The organism is Aquirufa regiilacus (assembly GCF_032470275.1).
In the GTDB taxonomy this organism is placed as follows: domain Bacteria; phylum Bacteroidota; class Bacteroidia; order Cytophagales; family Spirosomataceae; genus Aquirufa; species Aquirufa regiilacus.
Map to the genome: position 1 here is coordinate 79,509 of NZ_JAVNWW010000004.1, position 17,912 is coordinate 97,420.

Below are 17,912 nucleotides of genomic sequence, written 5' to 3' on the forward strand. Positions count from 1 at the left end.
GTCTACCCCAAAGCAATTTCCTATTTTATTCTAAAAGTTTCCTGATAATCTCACAATACAGGTGTTATTACTATATTTCGATACTCCACCGGACCATGGTCACCTTGAATCATAATCGGGCCAGGTGCTGCTTCGTCACTATCCATGGCACCACCCGTGATGCCCGGAATATTCGATTCGACAATTACTTTTTGGCCATTTAAGGTCACTGAAACTTTACGTCCTACTAAGGTGATGTCGTAGGTTTGCCATTCGCCCGACGGCTTTGCTGCCTGGAACAAGGGATCAATAAAGCCATAAATTCCGCCTAAATAAATGCTATAGGGCTCTTTTCCATAACTATCTTCCACTTGTACCTCATAACGGCCGCGTAAATATACCCCACTATTACTTCCTGGAGGTAAACGGAATTCAATGTGTAATTTGAAGTCGGTGAATTTTTGCTCCGTACAAATATTCGCCCCGGATGCTGGACTCTTCATCACGCCATTCTCCACAACCCATTGGTTTTTCGGACCCAAAGCCTTCCAACCCGTTAGGTCTTTCCCATTCAATAGCTTAATCGGCTTGCCCCAAACAGGTGCCTGAGTTCGCAATAACGATGGTGCGCGAACGCCCGTAAATGCCATGGATTTCCCGTTTGGCTTAACAAGGGTTCCCGATAATTTCCCATCTTTCAAATCTCCCTCAAAACTCAAATACGCTTCTTCTTTCTCCCACTGTGGCGGAATCTTGAACGACACATGGCCATCCTTAAAAAACACCTCAGCAATAGGTCGCGAAGAACCGCCATCTCCCACAAAATGACCAAACAACGTCTTGTGCCCCGAGTGGCGAACCTCCAACCATGATGGCGCAGCTGATACTCCACCATTCCGATTTTCCATCGCAACCGTCAAATCCCAAGCACCCTCCAAAGGATGGTATTCTTGCGCAAATGCGCTGGAAGAAAAGGCCAACAAAGCAATCAATAATTTTTTCATCGTTCTATGATTTAACCGCCTCCATTTTAGGCGAAATAAAATGAATGAGTAACCACGCAAACAAATACGCGCAGCCACAAGCTACAAATATAACATTATATCCGGCCGACAAAGCCTGATCTGCCTTGTATGCATCCAATACAACACCAATAATATAAGGAAAAATGACCCCACCTAAAGATCCTGCCAAACCCCCAATCCCCACGACGGAGGAAACCGCATGCTTCGGAAACATATCGGAAACGGTCGTAAAAATATTCGCCGACCAAGCCTGATGCGCAGACGCCGCAATGCTAATTAAGAAGACAGCTTGCCAAATATCCGTCGCCCAACGCGCCCCGATAATTGGCACCGCACAGAGCGCAAAAAAGAACATCGAATACTTCCGTGCCTTGTAAACGGGCCAGCCTTTCTTAATGAAATATCCTGAAATATAGCCTCCGCCAATACTCCCTATCGAAGTACACGTAAACAATATCGCCAAATGTAAACTCGGTTTTTTCAAGTCTAACGCAAAAGTCGTCGAGAAATATGACGGCAACCAAAACAAGAAAAACCACCAGATAGGATCTGTGAAAAACTTGCCAACGATGAATACCCAGGTTTGTCGGTAACCGAAAAGTTTGCCCCAGGCGATGGGTGCGACTTCGGTCGTTTCCTCCTCCACGTTTTGAATATGGGCTAATTCCTCAGTCGTCACAGATTTATGTTTCGAAGGCACCTCATAAAACACCCACCACAAGATCAACCACACAAATCCGATTGCCCCGGTGATAAGGAAAGCTTCCTCCCAACCATACGCGCCTAAAATCCAAGGCACCATGATGGGTGCTACCATGGCTCCTATGTTTGCGCCGGAATTAAAAATACCTGTTGCTAAAGCTCTTTCTCTTTTCGGAAACCACTCCGCCACCGTCTTTATCGCTGCCGGAAAATTTCCCGCTTCACCCGCTCCCAATGCAGCACGCGCCGCGCCGAAGCCAAACGACGTTTTTGCCAAGGCATGCGCCATCGCCGCAAACGACCAGATGACGATGGAGATGGCGTAACCCATTTTGGAACCTATCTTATCGATTACCTTTCCAAAGGCCAACAAGCCAATCGCATAGGACGCCGTGAAACACATCACGATGAAACTGTAATCCGTCTCCGACCAGTTCAATTCTTTCTCCAATGTGGGCTTCAATAATCCGATTACTTGGCGATCCAAATAGTTGATCGTCGTCGCAAAAAACAAGAGAGCGACTACCACCCAGCGGTAATTTCCTTTCATTAGAATCCGATTGAATTCCCGCCGTCAACCGGGATTGAGACGCCTGTTACGTAATTTGCAGCATCCGATGCCAAATACACCGCAGCCCAACCGATATCCTCCGGTTTCCCGAAATAGCCCATCGGCGTGCGATCCATCGCCTTGTGTTTGCGATCCGGATCCGAATTCATGGCAGTCCGACTCATCGCCGTTTCGATAAATCCCGGAGCGATCGCATTCACGCGAACACCTTTGCCCGACCATTCGGAAGCGAGCACACGTACTAAACCATAGATTCCCGTTTTTGAAGATGCATAAGCCGCCACACGGTCAATTCCGTAATAAGCCGCCATGGAGGAAATCATGATGATAGATCCTTTGCCTCGCTCCAACATATGTTTCCCTACTTCTCGAGTTAAGGAAAAAACAGCATTCAAATTCACGTTAATAATGTTCGCAAAATCGTCATCTGAAACTTCCACAGCTGGGCGTTTCATGTTGATGCCCGCATTGTTCACGAGTATGTCTATTCCGCCATGTTTAGCTACCAGCTCAGCAACTAAAGATGAAGTCAGACTCAAATCAGAAACGTCATTCACCGCATAATGTGCCCCTGAACCTAAGTTGGCAACTGCCTCTTTCAGTACCTCTTCCCGTCGACCCGTAATCACGACCGTCGCGCCGGAAGCCAAGAAGCATTTGGCAATATCAAATCCGATTCCGGTTCCGCCGCCCGTGATGAGCGCCACGCGCCCTTGCAATGAGAATGGTTGTTGCATCTTATTTCAGTTGGTAAATACGTACAATTTCTTTTATTTCTGCCAAAGTCCGCGCAGGCGTCCCATAGCTAATCGGTAATTTCGAATAGGTTTGAAAATACAGCAAATGCGCATCGCGCCATAAAACAGACTCCCGTTGTTGCGCGGCTAAGCGTCCGCGAACGTCTGCAAAAATCTCCGGATCCACCTTGCCTTGCAGCGAATCCCAGTCCTTTTGCAAATCCTTCACTTCCTGCAAACCGGAATTCATGCGGTAACAGAATTCATCCCAAAGCGTGCGCCCAGAAGTCAATTTCTCTTTCCAACCCACGTGGTGAAACCACAATAGATAATTCAAATCCGTCTTCGCAGGATCAAGCCACTGTTGTGCGACCGCCGGATGGTATAAACTCAGTGCATTACTGCCGGATGCTTTGCGGTCAAAACCTAGACCTACAGAATCTGCTCGGTGGTAATAAATCGAGGTCCAGTCGGGGCGTTGGCTACGCTCGAGCCAAGGCTCCGGGCCCCAGTGAATCCCTTGGCCCATCACGTGGTGCAGGCCTAAAGGTGTCGTAAATTTCACATAGGTATCACGGGATTTCATCAAGATATCCGATGCCGTTTTGGCTGCTTTGTCGTCGCGCGTCAAAGTCTGCTTCACCCACTCATCTGCAATTTTCTCTGAGCTCAAGGTGTGATCCCAAGCCAATCGACCGAAGGCATACCAATTCGCTTGCGACAATAAATGCCCGGTCCAGTTTCGGTCAGAACCCGTGTTCGCCACGCCGGCCATCATCGTAATTTGGTCGTTGCCAAGGCTGCCGTCGATAACTTTCGCGACAGTGGAGCCTTTGCCATTTTGGTAGGTATCGGAATCTAAGCATTCCTTAAAGAGGATGGATTGGTAGAAAACGTTCGTGCTGAAACCCGTGTATTCTTGGGTGATTTGGAATTCTAAGGCCAAAGGGGTTTTCGGCATCGCGCCAAAAAGTGGGTGGAATGGTTCACGCGGCTGGAAGTCGATCGGGCCATTTTTCACTTGAACGATCACGTTTTTCGCGAAAGTTCCGTCCAGTGGTTTGAAATCGTTATACGCTTCTTTGAAACGATCCCCATTGGGGTTAGGTGCATATACAAAGGCCCGCCAAATGACAATTCCATTAAAGGGTTTCACCGCCTCCGCCAACATATTTGCGCCGTCGGCATGTGTCCGACCGAATTCCTGTGGCCCCGGTTCGCCCTCCGAATTGGCTTTCACTAAGAATCCCCCGAAATCCGGAATCTGGGCATAAATCTCTTTTGTTTTGGAAGCCCAAAACGCACGAACCTGTGGATCCAAGGGATCTGAGGTTTTCAATTTCCCCACCAACTTAGGCGAGGCAAAGTTGACGGATAAAAACAGTTTGATGCCATAAGGGCGGAACACGTCGGCGAGTACTTTCACTTTCGCCAAATACTCCGGCGTCATAAACCTCGCCGAGGCATTGACGTTGTTCACGGAGACCGCGTTGATCCCGATGGACGCGTTTGCCCGGGCGTAATCCGTGTAGCGCGGGTCGACCGTTTCTGGCAACTCATACCATTTCCAAAGAGAAGCCCCAGCGTAGCCGCGTTCGATGGTGCCCATGACGTTGTCCCAGTGGTTCAACATGCGTAATTTGACTTTGGGGGAAGAACTGATATCTGCCAAAGGCTTCTCCTGCTGAATCATGCGCAATAATTCGAAAACCCCGTACAAAATGCCGCGGTCAGAGCTGGCTTTAATTCGAATATATTTCCGGCCCAGTACACTTAGGCCATCCACTTTTACCTGTACTTTTTTATCCACCTGAATCTCAAACCCTTCCTCCGGAATCGTAGCATCCTTCACAAATTGGATGCTTCCATCCGCGGATTTCGCAACAGGTGCAATCCCTGTTAATCCTTTCAGACCTTGGCCTAATTCCTTACGCGCCGTTTCTAATATCGGGGAAGTTGGAAACTCCGACGAAACCGATTGCGCATAAGATGTGTAGCGAGAAGCAGACGCTACTTTATCAAATTTCAGCCACAAGCGATAGCCATCATCCGCCTTTACAGCGAAACTGCAAACCACAAAAAACACCGCTAAAAAAGAGCGAATGGCTAATTCAAGTCCGCGGATTTCCGCTAAACCACGCAATCTTCCGATTGCCGAATAGCCTGGATAGGTTTTCTTTTTCAAATCGTCTAACATTTGGTGACCATGATCTGGGCGCATCGGAATCTCCGCGCCACCACGTCTTTTTTCTTCCTCCACAACGGCTTTGACAACTTCAAACATATCTACGTCCCCCGTTAAGTGAGGTGCCTCGTGGAAAATCAAGGGGTCATTTTGTTCTCTAAAAGTAGTTCGCAAATGCAAGAAATGAATGCGATCTGCGAAGCGACGAATCATCTTAGGCAGATTATTATCAGCCCGAACGCCCAATGAACCCGTGCAAAACGTAATGCCGTTCGCACGTTCCGGAGACGCATTCATCAATAAAGCAAGGTCCTCTTCCGTACTCACCACACGAGGAAGGCCTAATAATGGAAACGGAGGATCATCGGGATGGATACATAAATTAATGCCTAATTCCTGTGCCAAAGGAGCAATAGAATGCACAAAAAAGTGCAGGTTCTCGCGCAATTGGTCGGCGGAAATATCGCGGTATTCGTCTAATAAACTTTGGAAATTTTCTAAATGAAAGGTCTCCTCTGAACCGGGAAGACCCAATAATGCCGTGTTTTTCAACTCCACTTTCTCCTCGTTTGACATTGTTGCGAAACGCTGAGCAGCCGCAGTCTGAACTGCCGGCGTGTAGTCTGAAGCAGCCCCCGGACGCTGCAAAATATGCAAATCAAATACCGCAAAATCCGTCCATACAAAACGCAAAGCGCGTGCGCCGTCTGGCATTTCAAAATTCAATTTGGTCCGTGACCAATCGAGCACGGGCATGAAATTATAGCAAACCGTTTTGATTCCACAGGCCGCTAGATTTCGTAAAGAGGTTTTGTAGTTTTCAATGAATCCTTCACGCGAAGGCAAGGCTTTCTTAATTCCTTCGTGCACGGGGAGCGATTCCACGACCGACCAATGCAAAGGTGTCCAATCCTGATTCCCTGCTTCAATGATCGAAATGCGTTCTTGAATCGCTTCGATGGGCCACACCTCGCCCACGGGAATTTGGTGAAGAGCGGTGACAACTCCGGTACATCCGGCTTGCCGAATATCCATCAGCGAAACAGGATCGTTTGGACCGAACCAGCGCATCGTGTGTATCATGTAATTTTGTTTAGAGGCTTACGCAATATTAAAGCGCAAAATGCACAAAAAATACTGATTAAAAAACCAACTCGTAACGCGCTGACCTGCCCGCACCGACTGGCGTAAACACCTGCATAGAAACGAGCTCTTGAAGATCACGCGATGCTGTTGCTCTAGACGCTCCCGTAATACCCACATATTTCCGAACGTTCATTCCACCATGAAATGAATCTGGCCCTTCAAGTAACATTCGATTGATGACTTTACTTTGGCGATTATTTAGTTTGTGTTCGAAGATGGCAAAAAAATGCCATTTGGAAATAGTAAACTGAATCATTTTGTCGGCATACGTTTGCGCCTCCAACAACATCGTTACAAACCAAGTTACCCAATCCGTAATATTAAGACTCTTTTCTGCTTGTTGGAGCCTATGGTAATACGCCTTTTTATTTGCCTCAATGGCCTTTGAAATGCTAAATGGCAAGGGGCATTGCAAACCCTGCGAAAGCGCTTTCTCCACAATGGCACGACCGATTCGACCATTCCCATCTTCGAACGGGTGAATTGCCTCAAAATATAAATGAGCCACAGCCGCCTTAACGGGCGCTGCAGTTATATTGCTTTCATTGAACCAAGAAATAAATTGTTCCATTTCTTTTGGGACACGCATGGAAGGGGGGGCTTCGTAGTGAACCTTAGGCTGAGCAACAGATCCAGAAACAATTTGCATAGGCGCTTCATCAGTTCGCCATGCTCCCGCTTGAATCCCGGGAACACTTCCCATTAATAAACGATGCCAATATTTTAAATGAACTTCCGTCAATGGTTCATTGTAGGTATTTCGCACATCCATCAACATGTCACTAAGCCCGATGCTTTGTTTATTATGTATCTTATGTTGAGTAGCTAAACCTAAATTTCGGCGAACCGAAGACATGATATCCAACTGGCTGTAAAATTCCCCCTCAATCTCAGAAGTCTTTAGGGCCTCCGAAACCATCAGCTGTATCATCATTTCCGTTCGCTCCACCAGAGGCAAAGCGGCCAATTTACCGCTCAATTCGCCCGATTTCTGCATAAACGCAAAAATTCGCGACTCGATAGCAGTCGTATCAAATTCAAAATGAGGCCAGGAATCTCGTTGCCAGTTATACATAATGAGGCGATTAATAAGTCTAATCGCCTCAAATATAGTTAAATTTTGAGTCGATTAATGAAATTGATCGACTCGTTTTTACACGGCTTGACTGAATGTCTTTTTCTGAACTTCTGCGGAAAGTAATTTTAGGTCGAAGGCCTTGCAGATATTACGAATGAAATGTTTTCCCAAATCGGTCACAATCAATCCATGTTCTCCCCACGTGACCAAATCATCCAAGGCTAATTCGTCTAATGCATGAAAGGTATATTGGCGCAATAATTCCAGGTCCTCTTTGGCGAAATGAGCTTTTCCCCGACAAGCCACATCGAGAATGTATTGGCGCATTTTTTGGTCCACTTCATCCAATAAATAGCCTTTAAAAACCGCTAATTCACCGCGATTAATTTGTTCGTAATATTCCTGAATCGTCTTTTTATTTTGGGCAAATCCATAATAAATATCGCTGATGCTCGAAACACCTAATCCCACGAGCATGCCGGTTTGTTGGACCGTATAGCCCATAAAATTGCGATGCAAATTCCCTGCCTCATGCGCCTGAACCATCAAATCGCCAGGTAAGGCAAAATGGTCCATGCCAATATCCGTGTAACCCGCCTCCATGAATCGCTTTTTCCCTAGTTGATAGAGTTGCATCTTTTCATCCGCAGAAGGCAAATCCTGTTCATCGAATAAGCGTTGCGCCTTACTTGTCCAAGGCACGTGCGCGTAGGAATAAAATGCGATACGATCCGGCTTAATCTCCAAGGCATCTTGAATCGTTTTCTCCAATCGAGGCAAGGTCTGCAACGGCAAACCATAGACCAAATCCAAATTCACCGATTCATAGCCAATCTCCCTCGCCCATTGTACCACCTGTACAACATTGGCATGCGGCTGAATTCGATTAATCACCTTTTGGACTTCCGGATTACTGTCTTGCATACCAAAACTTACGCGGTTAAATCCGAGATCAAAAAGCGTTTGCAAATGCTCCCAGGTCGTGTTATTCGGATGTCCCTCGAAACCAAACTCATGTTCGGCAGGTACATCTGAATCTGCCAAAATATGTTCAATCAGGTACTTTAAATTTCCCGGCGAGAAAAAGGTTGGCGTCCCACCACCCAGATGCAATTCCCGAATAATAGGTTTATGCGGCATCATGGCGCGGTATATTTCCCATTCTTTCAAGAGGGCCAACATGTACGTTTCCTCAACAGTATGATTCGTCGTAATTCGTTTATTACACCCACAAAAGGTGCATAGACTTTCACAAAAAGGCAAATGCAGGTATAAACTTATCTCGCGACTCTCGTCAAAACGTTGGGTAAATAAGGATTTCCAAGTTGAGACATCTATCGTCTCATCCCAATACGGAACCGTCGGGTAGGACGTGTACCGGGGAATGGGAACATTGTATTTTTGAAGTAAATCGAGCGATACCTGTTGCATAGATTGCAAAGGTAAAAGGTGCCGAGGAGCGTAAAAATGATAAGTATCAGGTATGATAGGATACCTCGCGTCAAGCAAACCTAAAAGGATTGCCAAAGGGGCTTCGCGTCGCTACAGCTACATCGAACTCCGCACAAAATGCGGACTTCCCATTTTAATTACTAAATTCAAAAATCTAAACCTATGGAAATCGAATGCAACAATGGACTTGTACCCAACCGGGAACCTTTGAATTACAAGAAGCAGAAATTCCCCACCGCCCGCATGGGTTTTCCCTTTTACGTATAAAGGCGATCGGGATTTGTGGTACCGATATACACGCGTTTGCCGGCAACCAACCCTTCTTTCAATATCCGCGAATCTTAGGACATGAATTAGCCTTGGAAGTTGTCGAATCGAATAGGTTTACAGCAGGTGAACGGGTAACAATTATTCCCTATTTCAATTGCCAAACCTGTTCTGCCTGTGTACAAGGCAAAACAAATTGCTGTGAAAACATGCAGGTTTTTGGCGTACACACCGATGGCGGAATGCGCGAATACATCGTCGTAGAGGATCGATACATTCTACCAGGAAATGGGCTTACATCTGACGAGCTTGCCCTGGTGGAGCCATTATCGATTGCGGCACATGGCGTGAGAAGGGGAAAGATCCAAGCGGGCGAAAAGGTCCTTGTCATGGGGGCTGGGCCAATTGGTTTATTCACAATTTTGATGGCCAAAATTAAAGGTGCCAACGTAGAAGTTGCCGAACCGAATCCGGCTCGTTTGGCATTCTGCGAGAAAAATCTTGGGGTATCTTCTGCTTCGCAAACGACTTATCAAACTGTCATCGATGCTACCGGAAATAAAGCTGCCATTGAATCCGGCTTTGCCAAAATCGCCCATGGCGGGCAATATATTTTGATCGGACTACAGAAAGAAGCCATCTCATTTATACACCCTGAATTTCACAAACGGGAAGCCACGCTCATGAGCAGTCGGAATGCGACGATCGCCGACTTTACTTATGTGATGGATCTGCTGAAAACGCAAAAAATTGATGTGAACCCGTTCATCAGTCATCTATTTGACTGGTCAACTGTGGGGGCTGAATTTCAAAGCATTCATGAGCCCGAAAGAAAAATCATCAAAGCCATCATTCAAGGAAAAAAATAAGGCGAACCTTTCGATTCGCCTTAAATTCTTATTTCGAATATGTCTTATCTAAAAATAGATAGCGACCATCATTCAGCGCTTTTTCCGCTCGGGAATTTGTATCGATAATCATAACCGGAGGTGTTGCATCTCCCGCTTTCGCAGCAGGCCACTCAGGTAATTTATCTCCATTCGGATTATACGATTTAACAAAATTGGTAAAGTAATTTAACATCGTATCAGACACTTTGAAATCGTCTGAAGTCCAAGCATATTCCTTCACCAAATGCAAATTACCCATCGCATATTCAATTTCACATGCATGAGGCGCACCTACCGCTGGAGGAGGTGTTTGCGCTGGCCCTTCCCGACGAACAGTACCTCCCGCTAATGCTGAAACGGTGTTTTGATCAACCAATGGCGGACGTAATTTGCTATATAAATAACGATAAACCGGTTGGCTGCTGTTATTGCGATGTAAGTCAAACCATTTCCAAGTAGAATAGGAAATGAAACGATCTGCAGCAAGCGCTGTTGCCGACAATTCAACTTCTTTTTCCGAATGGGCTGGATATAAACTCAATACCTTATCCACATCATTCGGATATTCTTTCTTCACACGTTCGATGTAGTTTTCAACTGTATAAGGTTTGCCTTGCATGAATGCACCTCCCGGAATTTCAGCTGAGTTCCAACCTACTAATAAGGGGATTTGGTGTTGTTCCTTTGCCGCGAATACTTCTGATAAATTTTTCGACAAGAAGTGGCCATCCAATACAACCGGAAAACCAAAACGTTTCGAATCTTGGTACATATCAAAGATGTCTTTCGTTGACATGCTACGTAATTCCTTGATCGATTTTACACCTGCTTTTTGTAAAAATTCAGATCCATTCTTTTCTGCATCCGCCAACGAAACAGGTGACATTGTAGGAGCAATTCCTCCACCGCTTTCACCGATCGCCGCATGAACTAAACCCTTCGAAAGTGGCGATGTCATTTGATAACTTACCGCAACGGATCCCGCAGATTCCCCAGCAATCGTTACGTGGTTTGGATCCCCACCAAATGCAGCAATGTTCTTTTGAACCCATTGCAAAGCAGCTAATTGATCGTAATATCCGTAATTACCAGAACCTTTATAAGCTGTCTCAGCGCTCAATTCCGAATGCGCCATGTTTCCGAAAATATTCAAACGGTAGTTACAGGTCACAACGACCACTCCTTTTTTCGACATGCTTTCGCCATCATAACGTGGCTCAGAACCATCTCCAGCAACATTGCCACCACCATAGAAATAAACTAATACGGGTAGATTTTTTGTATTTCGTTTTGAAGGTGTCCATACATTCAGGTATAAACAATCCTCACTTAAGCCTTCTGAACGTGACATCATATCGCCAAATACGATTCCCTGCATCGGACGCGGACCGAATTTCTTCGTTTCCTTCACCCCTTTCCAAGGAGCTAAAGGTTGAGGTGCTTTCCAACGCAATTCCCCCACCGGTGGTTTCGCAAATGGAACACCAAAATACTTTTGAACACCTGTTTTGGTATCATAATTTCCTTCAATCACGCCATGCTGGATCGTCGTTTGAACAGGAAATAAATTAACGGATTGAGCAGAAGCCCATGAACACAATAGGCCAAAGCCCATGGTCAATAACATTTTTTTCATGTGTAATAGGTTTATATTGTCACGATTTGATACAATAATACAAGTTTAGAACAGTGTTTCCAACTTTCTGTATGCCTTTGGCCCGATACCATGACTATTATAGATGGTTTCCTTGTTCAATCTTTTTAAATCCGATACGCTGCTAAGCTCCAAATTTACCAATGCACGAAGTGCTGGTTGGCTTAATCCAAGTTCTAAAATCAGGGGGTCCAACAGCGAAATCTGTTCTTTATACCATGCCTGCGATTGCGCATCCGATTTCAATTTACATTCCGCCATGATTTTTGGATTTTGCACGAATTTAGCCAAAAAGCCCGTAGCTTTGCAAACGACTCATGCGCATATTAATCTTACATAACTTATTGTGGTCTCAATACAAGTCGGTGGTTTTCGAAAAAATCGCTCAGACATGTGCGCCCGAAGATGAAGTATTGGTTGTCCAAACGGCGATAACTGAAAAAGGTCGTGAAGATTTGGTCGATTTTGATGTAGCTAATTATGCTTACCGATTTCCCGTTCGACTATTAAATCGCATTCCCTTGCAGCAAGTATCTCCCTGGAAAACGACGTGGGATTGGATCCGAATTATCCTAGCATTTAGACCCGATGTGATCAACTTGACAGGTTACAGCGAGGTGGGAACTTTACCGGTTTTGCTTTTGAGTAAATGCATCGGCATCAAAACCATCATGACTGTCGAATCGATTGAAAACTTATCTGCCCGCGGAAATGCGCTGGCAAATACGCTTAAGACGACATACAAAAGATTTTTAATTCGGCTATGTTACGGCTTTTTCTCTTATGGCCTCAATACGAATAAATTTCTATTCCAGTCGGGCGTAGGGAAACGTCAAATTCTAAGTTACTTGAATGCATTTGACAAGATTGCTTTTCATGCAACGCTACCCACTCAACCGGAAAATCCGCACAATAAACCCTATTTATTATTTGTGGGCCGCTTGTCTCCCGAGAAAAATTTACCCGCGTTATTTGACCTGTTGAAACACCTGCCCATGGACCTGTTGGTCGTAGGCAATGGGCCACAACACGACGAGTTGACGCTAAAAAAACAGCGAGAATCGATTGATAATGTGCATTTATTAGGGACTGTTGCTTGGGGAAATTTGGCCAACCTCTATCAACACGCTACGGCCTTAATGTTGGTTTCCACTGCTGAAACATGGGGAATGGTGGCCAATGAGGCACAGGAATTACACAAACCCGTCATTTGTACGGAGGCTTGTGGATGCGCAAACGACCTGGTCATTGATGGTCAAAATGGCCTCGTCCTTTCGGATATTACAAGCCCTGCAAACATCCATAAAATCCAACAATTCTTAGCGGATTTCCCAAGACAACAAGCAGCCATTGAAGGATTTTCCCAGCGGAATTCTCAAATTTTCAGTGTTGAGCGGTTAGCAGCAGAAATGCTTTCAGGATTTCAGCATTTGGGCAAGCGCTAAACCTTATTTTACAAAAGGGTCAGACCATTTTTTATCCACATACACATTCTTTCCCGATAGCGTCCGTAAAAATTGGACTACAGCCGTAATTTCATTGGGGGTCATCTGTAGCTTTTGACCTATATTATTGGGTCTCAAACGTGGATCTAAATTTGTATTTCGCGCAGGGGCATTGATGTCATTGTAGTGCCCCAACATATTATTCAATCCACGGACGGCTCCCGTATGCATCAGTGGCCCATTCACGTTCCCCTGTTCATTAACGACATCGCGTAATGAAGGAGCCCGAGTTACCCCCACGTCCAGATCCGTGCTCCCAATCACCCCAATGATCCCATTGTTGCGACTGTTTGGGTCAATATCAAATTCCGGCGCTTGATGACAGCCTTGACATCCGAAACCCCCACCTACACGCTCACTGTTGGCGTTAAATACCGGCGGCGTTAAAAACAGCGTTTTCCCTTGATTCTCCAGGGCTGTAAAATTAGGAAAAGAGGCCTGGTCATTTTGAACTTGTGAACGACCCGCGTCATATTTCGAATCAAAGGATTGAATGCTTCGAATAAATTGCGCGAGTGCGCTTTGCATACGCGTTTCGGTGACACGGTTGTCACCATAGGCCCACGTAAACAATTCAGGATAATAAGGAATCGCTTGTAGTTTCGCCAATAAGGTATTCAGATTCCCACGACCTGATTCGCCGCTGAAACCCATTTCAAGGTGGTCTTGAATGGGCATTGTTGTCTGCGTTTCCAAGTTATTCGCGCGCTCGTTCCAGAAAAACTTGCTTTCATTCGCAAAACGCGCATTGATTAAGCGCATCGAATGCCGAATGGTTTTTCCATTCGATACTCCCAAACTTTGAATAGCGGTATCACTGAAGGCAATGGCCTGTTTGTGACAAGACCCGCAGGAAATGCTGTTATCAATACTTAGGTTCTTATCATAGAAAAGGATTCGGCCTAATGTAGCTTGTTTATCGATGATGCCATTACCGCCTACATTGTCTTTTGTTATGTAAGCCGGCTTCGACTGATTCGCATAATTTGCAGGATTGTCAAAATCGATTGTCGCGCTAAACTGCGACTTAGCAGACGCCAAACTTAAAGAGCTTGAATCAACTTGTTCTGTTGTTGTACACTGAATGAGTACAAATGCCAATAGTAAGATAAGATAACGCATCGGGTGTTTTTTAGACAGGAAAGATAACGGGAAAAGGCTCAATGCTCATTCCAAGTAGACCTATCCAACGAACAGGCAGTCAAACCGTCTTAATTTGACGCTATTTTTTCTTTTGCGCAGCTGCAGGTGCAGGTCCTGCTACCGTACTATCCAAACGTGCATTTTTCGCCATGTCTTTTTGTAAACTATCGATCGACGCGATAATGAATTTCACTTGCGCATGCGGCAAGTTACTTTGGTCAGCGATGACTTTGATGTTATTCAAATTGTTCCAATGGTAATTCACCGTTGGCTCAGGTATACGCATCGTGATAAATTTATCTGCTGCAAAAGAAAATAAGGCGATGGAAGCAGCGACGAATAAAAACTTTTTCATAGGTTGATTATGACTAGGATGAAGTTTCAAAAGTACTAAAATACTTGAGTTAAGTAAATCGTGTATAGCCGATAAAAGTCGTTATTTTTTTGTTGATAATTGTAATTCAGAAACACCGCCCGATTTTCGTGTGGTGTTTTTTATTTCAATAACTCAAAATACGTCGCCACGTAGAATCCGTTTTCTACTTTTCCTTGTACGCGGGCCTTGCGCACCGCCATGCAAAAACCATCTGTAGCATGGGCATCGCCATGATCATCCAAGCCCGTTCCCTTTACCTCATAGGCGATGTCTTTGATTTGAACGGCCAAATAACAGCCTTTCTTCACCATCTTAAAATTGCAGGAGCCACAGGAAGCCGCCAGTGTATCCACTGGCTGCATGGGATTCATTTTCCCAAAGGGTTTTTGCGCAAAGCTCGAAAACGATAACAGTAAAAATCCCAATAAATAGTTTTTCATGATGTGTATTTTTGTGCAAAATAAGGGTTTATCTTTGGGCTTTAAATGATTTCGCACATGAATTGGATAAAAGAATTTAAGGCCTTCGCCATCAAAGGAAATGTTATTGAATTGTCCGTTGCCGTGGTCATCGGGGCGGCATTTTCGAGCATCATTAATTCCCTCGTGTCCGACATTATCACGCCGTTAATCCTGACCCCGGCCATTGAAGCGGCAGGAGTTGCCGACATCGATAAACTTTCCTGGGGTGCCGTAAAATATGGAAAATCACTTGCTGCCATTATTCAGTTTGTCTTAATTTCCCTCGTACTTTTTGCCATCATCAAGGCAATCAACAAAGTTAATTTGGTCGAAGTCCCCACAGAGGAAACCAAAAAAGACCCTCAAGTCGAATTACTCACCGAGATCCGTGATCTACTAAAAAAGTAACGCTACTGCGCGAGCAAGTCAAGCGCTTGGACATTTTGCAAGGATGAAGCCTTTGTTTCAACATCCAACAGCATGACTTGATTTCCCTCCTGGAAACGCGGCCAAAGCGGCAGGCCCGCCCCATTCGGATTCCCCGTCTTTGCAAAATTGACCCAATAATTCGACAAGTACTTGGCGAGTTGGTGATCGACATTCTGGTAAGGCCTTTTCACTTTTGCTAAGTTATCGTATGCATACGGAACCTCTCCCGTATGAAATGCGCCATTTTGGGTTTCGGGCGTATCGCCGGGAATCTGCCGATTGAAATTATAGAGGTAAACGGGGGATTTACCATGTTTCCATTGCGTTTTGGCCCAGAAAAACACACCGGCTCCGAAGGTTTCGTCCCGACTTAAATTGCGTTGTGAAATCGCAGCCTCCGCATCATTTGTTGCTGGATAGTAAGTCAAAAAATTCGCAGCCTTTTCGCCATATTTTTTGGTCAAATTTTGTTGGTATTCCTGCGCTGGCAACCAGCGATTTGAAACGACATCTTCCGAGTTCCAACCCAATAATAAATCCACATCGTTCGTTTGTTTTTCAGCATAAGCATTCGCCATGTTCAAGGGCTCCACGTAACCATCTAAATACGGAGAAGATAATCCTCCAGGGGCCGCCAAAATTTCCTTCGCCGATTTAGCTCTCAAGCCTTGTAAATTTTCGGCACCTAATTTCGCGGCAAATGAAACACCGGTCGCCTCCGCAGCCGCTTGAGATAATGCAGGTCGTAAGGGAGTCGAAAGCATGGCACTTCCGCTCTCGGCAATGGCTCGTTTAAAAAGCCCTTTTGCTAGCGGAGAGGCACATAAATAATTCACAGCAAATGCTCCCGCGGATTGTCCAGCAATGGTCACTTGATTCGGATCTCCACCAAAAGCAGCGATATTTGCTTTTATCCATTTCAATGCCGCAATCATATCCAACAACCCATAATTACCAGAGACACCCGCTGCGGATTCTTTGCTAAGTTCAGGATGTGCCAAAAAACCAAAGGTTCCGACCCGGTAATTGATACTAACAAAAACAACCCCTTTGGAGGCAGTAGCGGCCCCATCATAAATGGGACATGCCGCGCCTCCGCTTCGGAAACCTCCCCCATAAATATAAACCAAAACGGGTTTGGACGCTTTGCCTTTCGAATCATTCCAAACATTCAAGTATAGACAATCCTCGCTGATGGGCTCCTTGGGAATTAGGTATTCCTCCGACCAAACCATAAAGGGTTTGGGTTCCGACTGCATGGGGCTGGGGCCATAGGCTTTAGTGACTTTAACCCCAGTCCAAGCGTCCATTTCTTGTGGAGCTTTCCAGCGCAAATCCCCTACGGGGGGCTGCGCAAAAGGGATACCTAAAAAACGGTGTATCGAACCCAACTTTTCACCCTCTACGACTCCTTGTTGGGTCTTTACCTGCACAGATTGTGCCATTCCGTTAAATGCGATAAAGCAAAATAAAATCAGCGATTTTTTCATTTTTTTCGTGTTATTTTTCTTTCCCCCAGAATCCATAAAGGGGCATTCGTTTGTTTAAGTTTTTCTGGCGACATGTCCGTAAAGTTTCGAATATGCTGTTCCGCCTGTGCGATATCATCCGTGAATAAGATATGCTGGAAATCTGTTGAGCTCACTGTTGCCTCATGAATCAGCGCCTCAAAATAACGCATGAGTTGTTCATGGTATTCCAGGCCCATCACCACGACGGGGAAGTTTTTCATTTTCCCTGTTTGAATAAGTGTTATCACTTCAAAAAACTCGTCTAGGGTCCCCAGGCCGCCCGGCATGATGACAAAACCGGAAGAATACTTTCGCAACAATTCTTTACGCACAAAGAAATAGCGTATGTTGACCATGCGGTCTAAATAGGGGTTTGGATGTTGTTCAAAGGGAAGTTCGATATTACAACCCAAGGATAAGGCTCCCGCGTTTTTAGCTCCCTTGTTGGCCGCCTCCATGATACCCGGCCCTCCACCCGTCATAATCGCAAAACCACTTTTGCCTAAGCGCGTCGCAAGCTCTTCCGTGGTTTGATAATACACATCTTCAGGGCCGAATCGCGCGGAACCAAAAATGGTGATGCAGGGACCAACAAAATGTAGGTTACGAAATCCTTTGATAAATTGGAATAATACCTCCAATGAAAATAAAAATTCTTTCCAGCGGGAACGAGGACCAGCCAAAAAAGCGTTTTCAGAATTACCGTTCATTTGTTAAATTAAGTTTAGACCAAAACTACGCCTAAATTCTACATTTTAACCGCAAGCAAATCAAATAAATACTAGCTTTGCTGAAATTATT

At 45.3% G+C, this 17,912-nt stretch carries 16 protein-coding genes; 3 read left to right on the forward strand and 13 right to left on the reverse strand.

Translation table 11 applies throughout. The features are described 5' to 3' along the window. Positions 1–50: 50 nt before the first annotated feature. The 6 genes from PQG45_RS09020 to hemN all read right to left on the reverse strand — a co-directional run bounded on the left by PQG45_RS09020 (position 51) and on the right by hemN (position 8,854). A complete protein-coding gene (locus tag PQG45_RS09020) occupies positions 51–983 on the reverse strand; it encodes a 3-keto-disaccharide hydrolase (protein ID WP_315574309.1) in 933 nt (310 codons plus the stop codon). A 4-nt stretch (positions 984–987) separates the two neighbouring features. Further along, the gene (locus PQG45_RS09025; RefSeq protein ID WP_315574310.1) at positions 988–2,256 is read right to left on the reverse strand and encodes an MFS transporter; all 1,269 of its coding nucleotides are present in this window, start codon (positions 2,254–2,256) and stop codon (positions 988–990) included. Further along, a complete protein-coding gene (locus PQG45_RS09030) occupies positions 2,256–3,014 on the reverse strand; it encodes an SDR family NAD(P)-dependent oxidoreductase (protein ID WP_315574311.1) in 759 nt (252 codons plus the stop codon). Before PQG45_RS09030 ends, PQG45_RS09025 begins: the two co-directional genes overlap by 1 nt. 1 nt (position 3,015) lies before the next feature. Beyond that, on the reverse strand, positions 3,016–6,282 hold the full coding sequence (gene uxuA / locus PQG45_RS11885; RefSeq protein WP_315574312.1) for a mannonate dehydratase: 3,267 nt from the start codon (positions 6,280–6,282) through the stop codon (positions 3,016–3,018). A 58-nt stretch (positions 6,283–6,340) separates the two neighbouring features. Then, positions 6,341–7,420 (reverse strand): Fic family protein, encoded by a 1,080-nt coding sequence (locus tag PQG45_RS09040; protein ID WP_315574313.1) that lies wholly within the window; start codon positions 7,418–7,420, stop codon positions 6,341–6,343. A gap of 78 nt (positions 7,421–7,498) precedes the next feature. Beyond that, positions 7,499–8,854, reverse strand: a complete 1,356-nt coding sequence (gene hemN / locus PQG45_RS09045; RefSeq protein ID WP_315574314.1) for an oxygen-independent coproporphyrinogen III oxidase — start codon at positions 8,852–8,854, stop codon at positions 7,499–7,501. A 194-nt stretch (positions 8,855–9,048) separates the two neighbouring features. On the opposite strand from hemN, the gene PQG45_RS09050 reads away from it, so the two are divergent. Then, positions 9,049–10,011 (forward strand): zinc-binding alcohol dehydrogenase family protein, encoded by a 963-nt coding sequence (locus PQG45_RS09050; protein ID WP_315574315.1) that lies wholly within the window; start codon positions 9,049–9,051, stop codon positions 10,009–10,011. 28 nt (positions 10,012–10,039) lie between these two features. Here PQG45_RS09050 and PQG45_RS09055 read toward each other — a convergent pair whose 3' ends face one another. Together PQG45_RS09055 and PQG45_RS09060 are read right to left on the reverse strand one after the other, a co-directional pair. Beyond that, a complete protein-coding gene (locus tag PQG45_RS09055) occupies positions 10,040–11,668 on the reverse strand; it encodes a carboxylesterase/lipase family protein (RefSeq protein WP_315574316.1) in 1,629 nt (542 codons plus the stop codon). Positions 11,669–11,713: 45 nt separating this feature from the next. After that, positions 11,714–11,965, reverse strand: a complete 252-nt coding sequence (locus PQG45_RS09060; protein ID WP_315574317.1) for a hypothetical protein — start codon at positions 11,963–11,965, stop codon at positions 11,714–11,716. 38 nt (positions 11,966–12,003) lie between these two features. Between PQG45_RS09060 and PQG45_RS09065 the strand changes: the two genes are divergently transcribed. Then, a complete protein-coding gene (locus tag PQG45_RS09065) occupies positions 12,004–13,131 on the forward strand; it encodes a glycosyltransferase family 4 protein (RefSeq protein ID WP_315574318.1) in 1,128 nt (375 codons plus the stop codon). A gap of 3 nt (positions 13,132–13,134) precedes the next feature. Here PQG45_RS09065 and PQG45_RS09070 read toward each other — a convergent pair whose 3' ends face one another. From PQG45_RS09070 to PQG45_RS09080, 3 genes are all read right to left on the reverse strand, one after another. Beyond that, complete coding sequence (locus PQG45_RS09070) at positions 13,135–14,313, reverse strand: cytochrome-c peroxidase (protein WP_315574319.1); 1,179 nt, start codon at positions 14,311–14,313, stop codon at positions 13,135–13,137. Between the two features lie 100 nt (positions 14,314–14,413). Beyond that, positions 14,414–14,689 (reverse strand): hypothetical protein, encoded by a 276-nt coding sequence (locus PQG45_RS09075; RefSeq protein ID WP_315574320.1) that lies wholly within the window; start codon positions 14,687–14,689, stop codon positions 14,414–14,416. A gap of 140 nt (positions 14,690–14,829) precedes the next feature. Further along, positions 14,830–15,150 carry a DUF6370 family protein gene (locus tag PQG45_RS09080; protein ID WP_315574321.1) on the reverse strand — a complete coding sequence of 107 codons (321 nt, stop codon included), beginning with the start codon at positions 15,148–15,150 and terminating at the stop codon, positions 14,830–14,832. Positions 15,151–15,207: 57 nt separating this feature from the next. Between PQG45_RS09080 and mscL the strand changes: the two genes are divergently transcribed. Next, on the forward strand, positions 15,208–15,579 hold the full coding sequence (gene mscL, locus PQG45_RS09085) for a large conductance mechanosensitive channel protein MscL (protein WP_315574322.1): 372 nt from the start codon (positions 15,208–15,210) through the stop codon (positions 15,577–15,579). Positions 15,580–15,581: 2 nt separating this feature from the next. Here mscL and PQG45_RS09090 read toward each other — a convergent pair whose 3' ends face one another. Both PQG45_RS09090 and PQG45_RS09095 read right to left on the reverse strand, forming a co-directional pair. Further along, on the reverse strand, positions 15,582–17,090 hold the full coding sequence (locus tag PQG45_RS09090) for a carboxylesterase/lipase family protein (RefSeq protein WP_315574323.1): 1,509 nt from the start codon (positions 17,088–17,090) through the stop codon (positions 15,582–15,584). Further along, a complete protein-coding gene (locus tag PQG45_RS09095; RefSeq protein WP_315574324.1) occupies positions 17,087–17,821 on the reverse strand; it encodes an LOG family protein in 735 nt (244 codons plus the stop codon). Before PQG45_RS09095 ends, PQG45_RS09090 begins: the two co-directional genes overlap by 4 nt. Between the last annotated feature and the right edge of the window lie 91 nt (positions 17,822–17,912).

What these genes read in the sequence shown, in the direction of transcription:
- PQG45_RS09020 (WP_315574309.1), bottom strand. Translation starts at nt 983, where the DNA reads ATGAAAAAATTATTGATTGCTTTGTTGGCCTTTTCTTCCAGCGCATTT.
- PQG45_RS09025 (WP_315574310.1), bottom strand. Translation starts at nt 2,256, where the DNA reads ATGAAAGGAAATTACCGCTGGGTGGTAGTCGCTCTCTTGTTTTTTGCG.
- PQG45_RS09030 (WP_315574311.1), bottom strand. Translation starts at nt 3,014, where the DNA reads ATGCAACAACCATTCTCATTGCAAGGGCGCGTGGCGCTCATCACGGGC.
- uxuA (WP_315574312.1), bottom strand. Translation starts at nt 6,282, where the DNA reads ATGATACACACGATGCGCTGGTTCGGTCCAAACGATCCTGTTTCGCTG.
- PQG45_RS09040 (WP_315574313.1), bottom strand. Translation starts at nt 7,420, where the DNA reads ATGTATAACTGGCAACGAGATTCCTGGCCTCATTTTGAATTTGATACG.
- hemN (WP_315574314.1), bottom strand. Translation starts at nt 8,854, where the DNA reads ATGCAACAGGTATCGCTCGATTTACTTCAAAAATACAATGTTCCCATT.
- PQG45_RS09050 (WP_315574315.1), top strand. Translation starts at nt 9,049, where the DNA reads ATGCAACAATGGACTTGTACCCAACCGGGAACCTTTGAATTACAAGAA.
- PQG45_RS09055 (WP_315574316.1), bottom strand. Translation starts at nt 11,668, where the DNA reads ATGAAAAAAATGTTATTGACCATGGGCTTTGGCCTATTGTGTTCATGG.
- PQG45_RS09065 (WP_315574318.1), top strand. Translation starts at nt 12,004, where the DNA reads ATGCGCATATTAATCTTACATAACTTATTGTGGTCTCAATACAAGTCG.
- PQG45_RS09070 (WP_315574319.1), bottom strand. Translation starts at nt 14,313, where the DNA reads ATGCGTTATCTTATCTTACTATTGGCATTTGTACTCATTCAGTGTACA.
- PQG45_RS09075 (WP_315574320.1), bottom strand. Translation starts at nt 14,689, where the DNA reads ATGAAAAAGTTTTTATTCGTCGCTGCTTCCATCGCCTTATTTTCTTTT.
- PQG45_RS09080 (WP_315574321.1), bottom strand. Translation starts at nt 15,150, where the DNA reads ATGAAAAACTATTTATTGGGATTTTTACTGTTATCGTTTTCGAGCTTT.
- mscL (WP_315574322.1), top strand. Translation starts at nt 15,208, where the DNA reads ATGAATTGGATAAAAGAATTTAAGGCCTTCGCCATCAAAGGAAATGTT.
- PQG45_RS09090 (WP_315574323.1), bottom strand. Translation starts at nt 17,090, where the DNA reads ATGAAAAAATCGCTGATTTTATTTTGCTTTATCGCATTTAACGGAATG.
- PQG45_RS09095 (WP_315574324.1), bottom strand. Translation starts at nt 17,821, where the DNA reads ATGAACGGTAATTCTGAAAACGCTTTTTTGGCTGGTCCTCGTTCCCGC.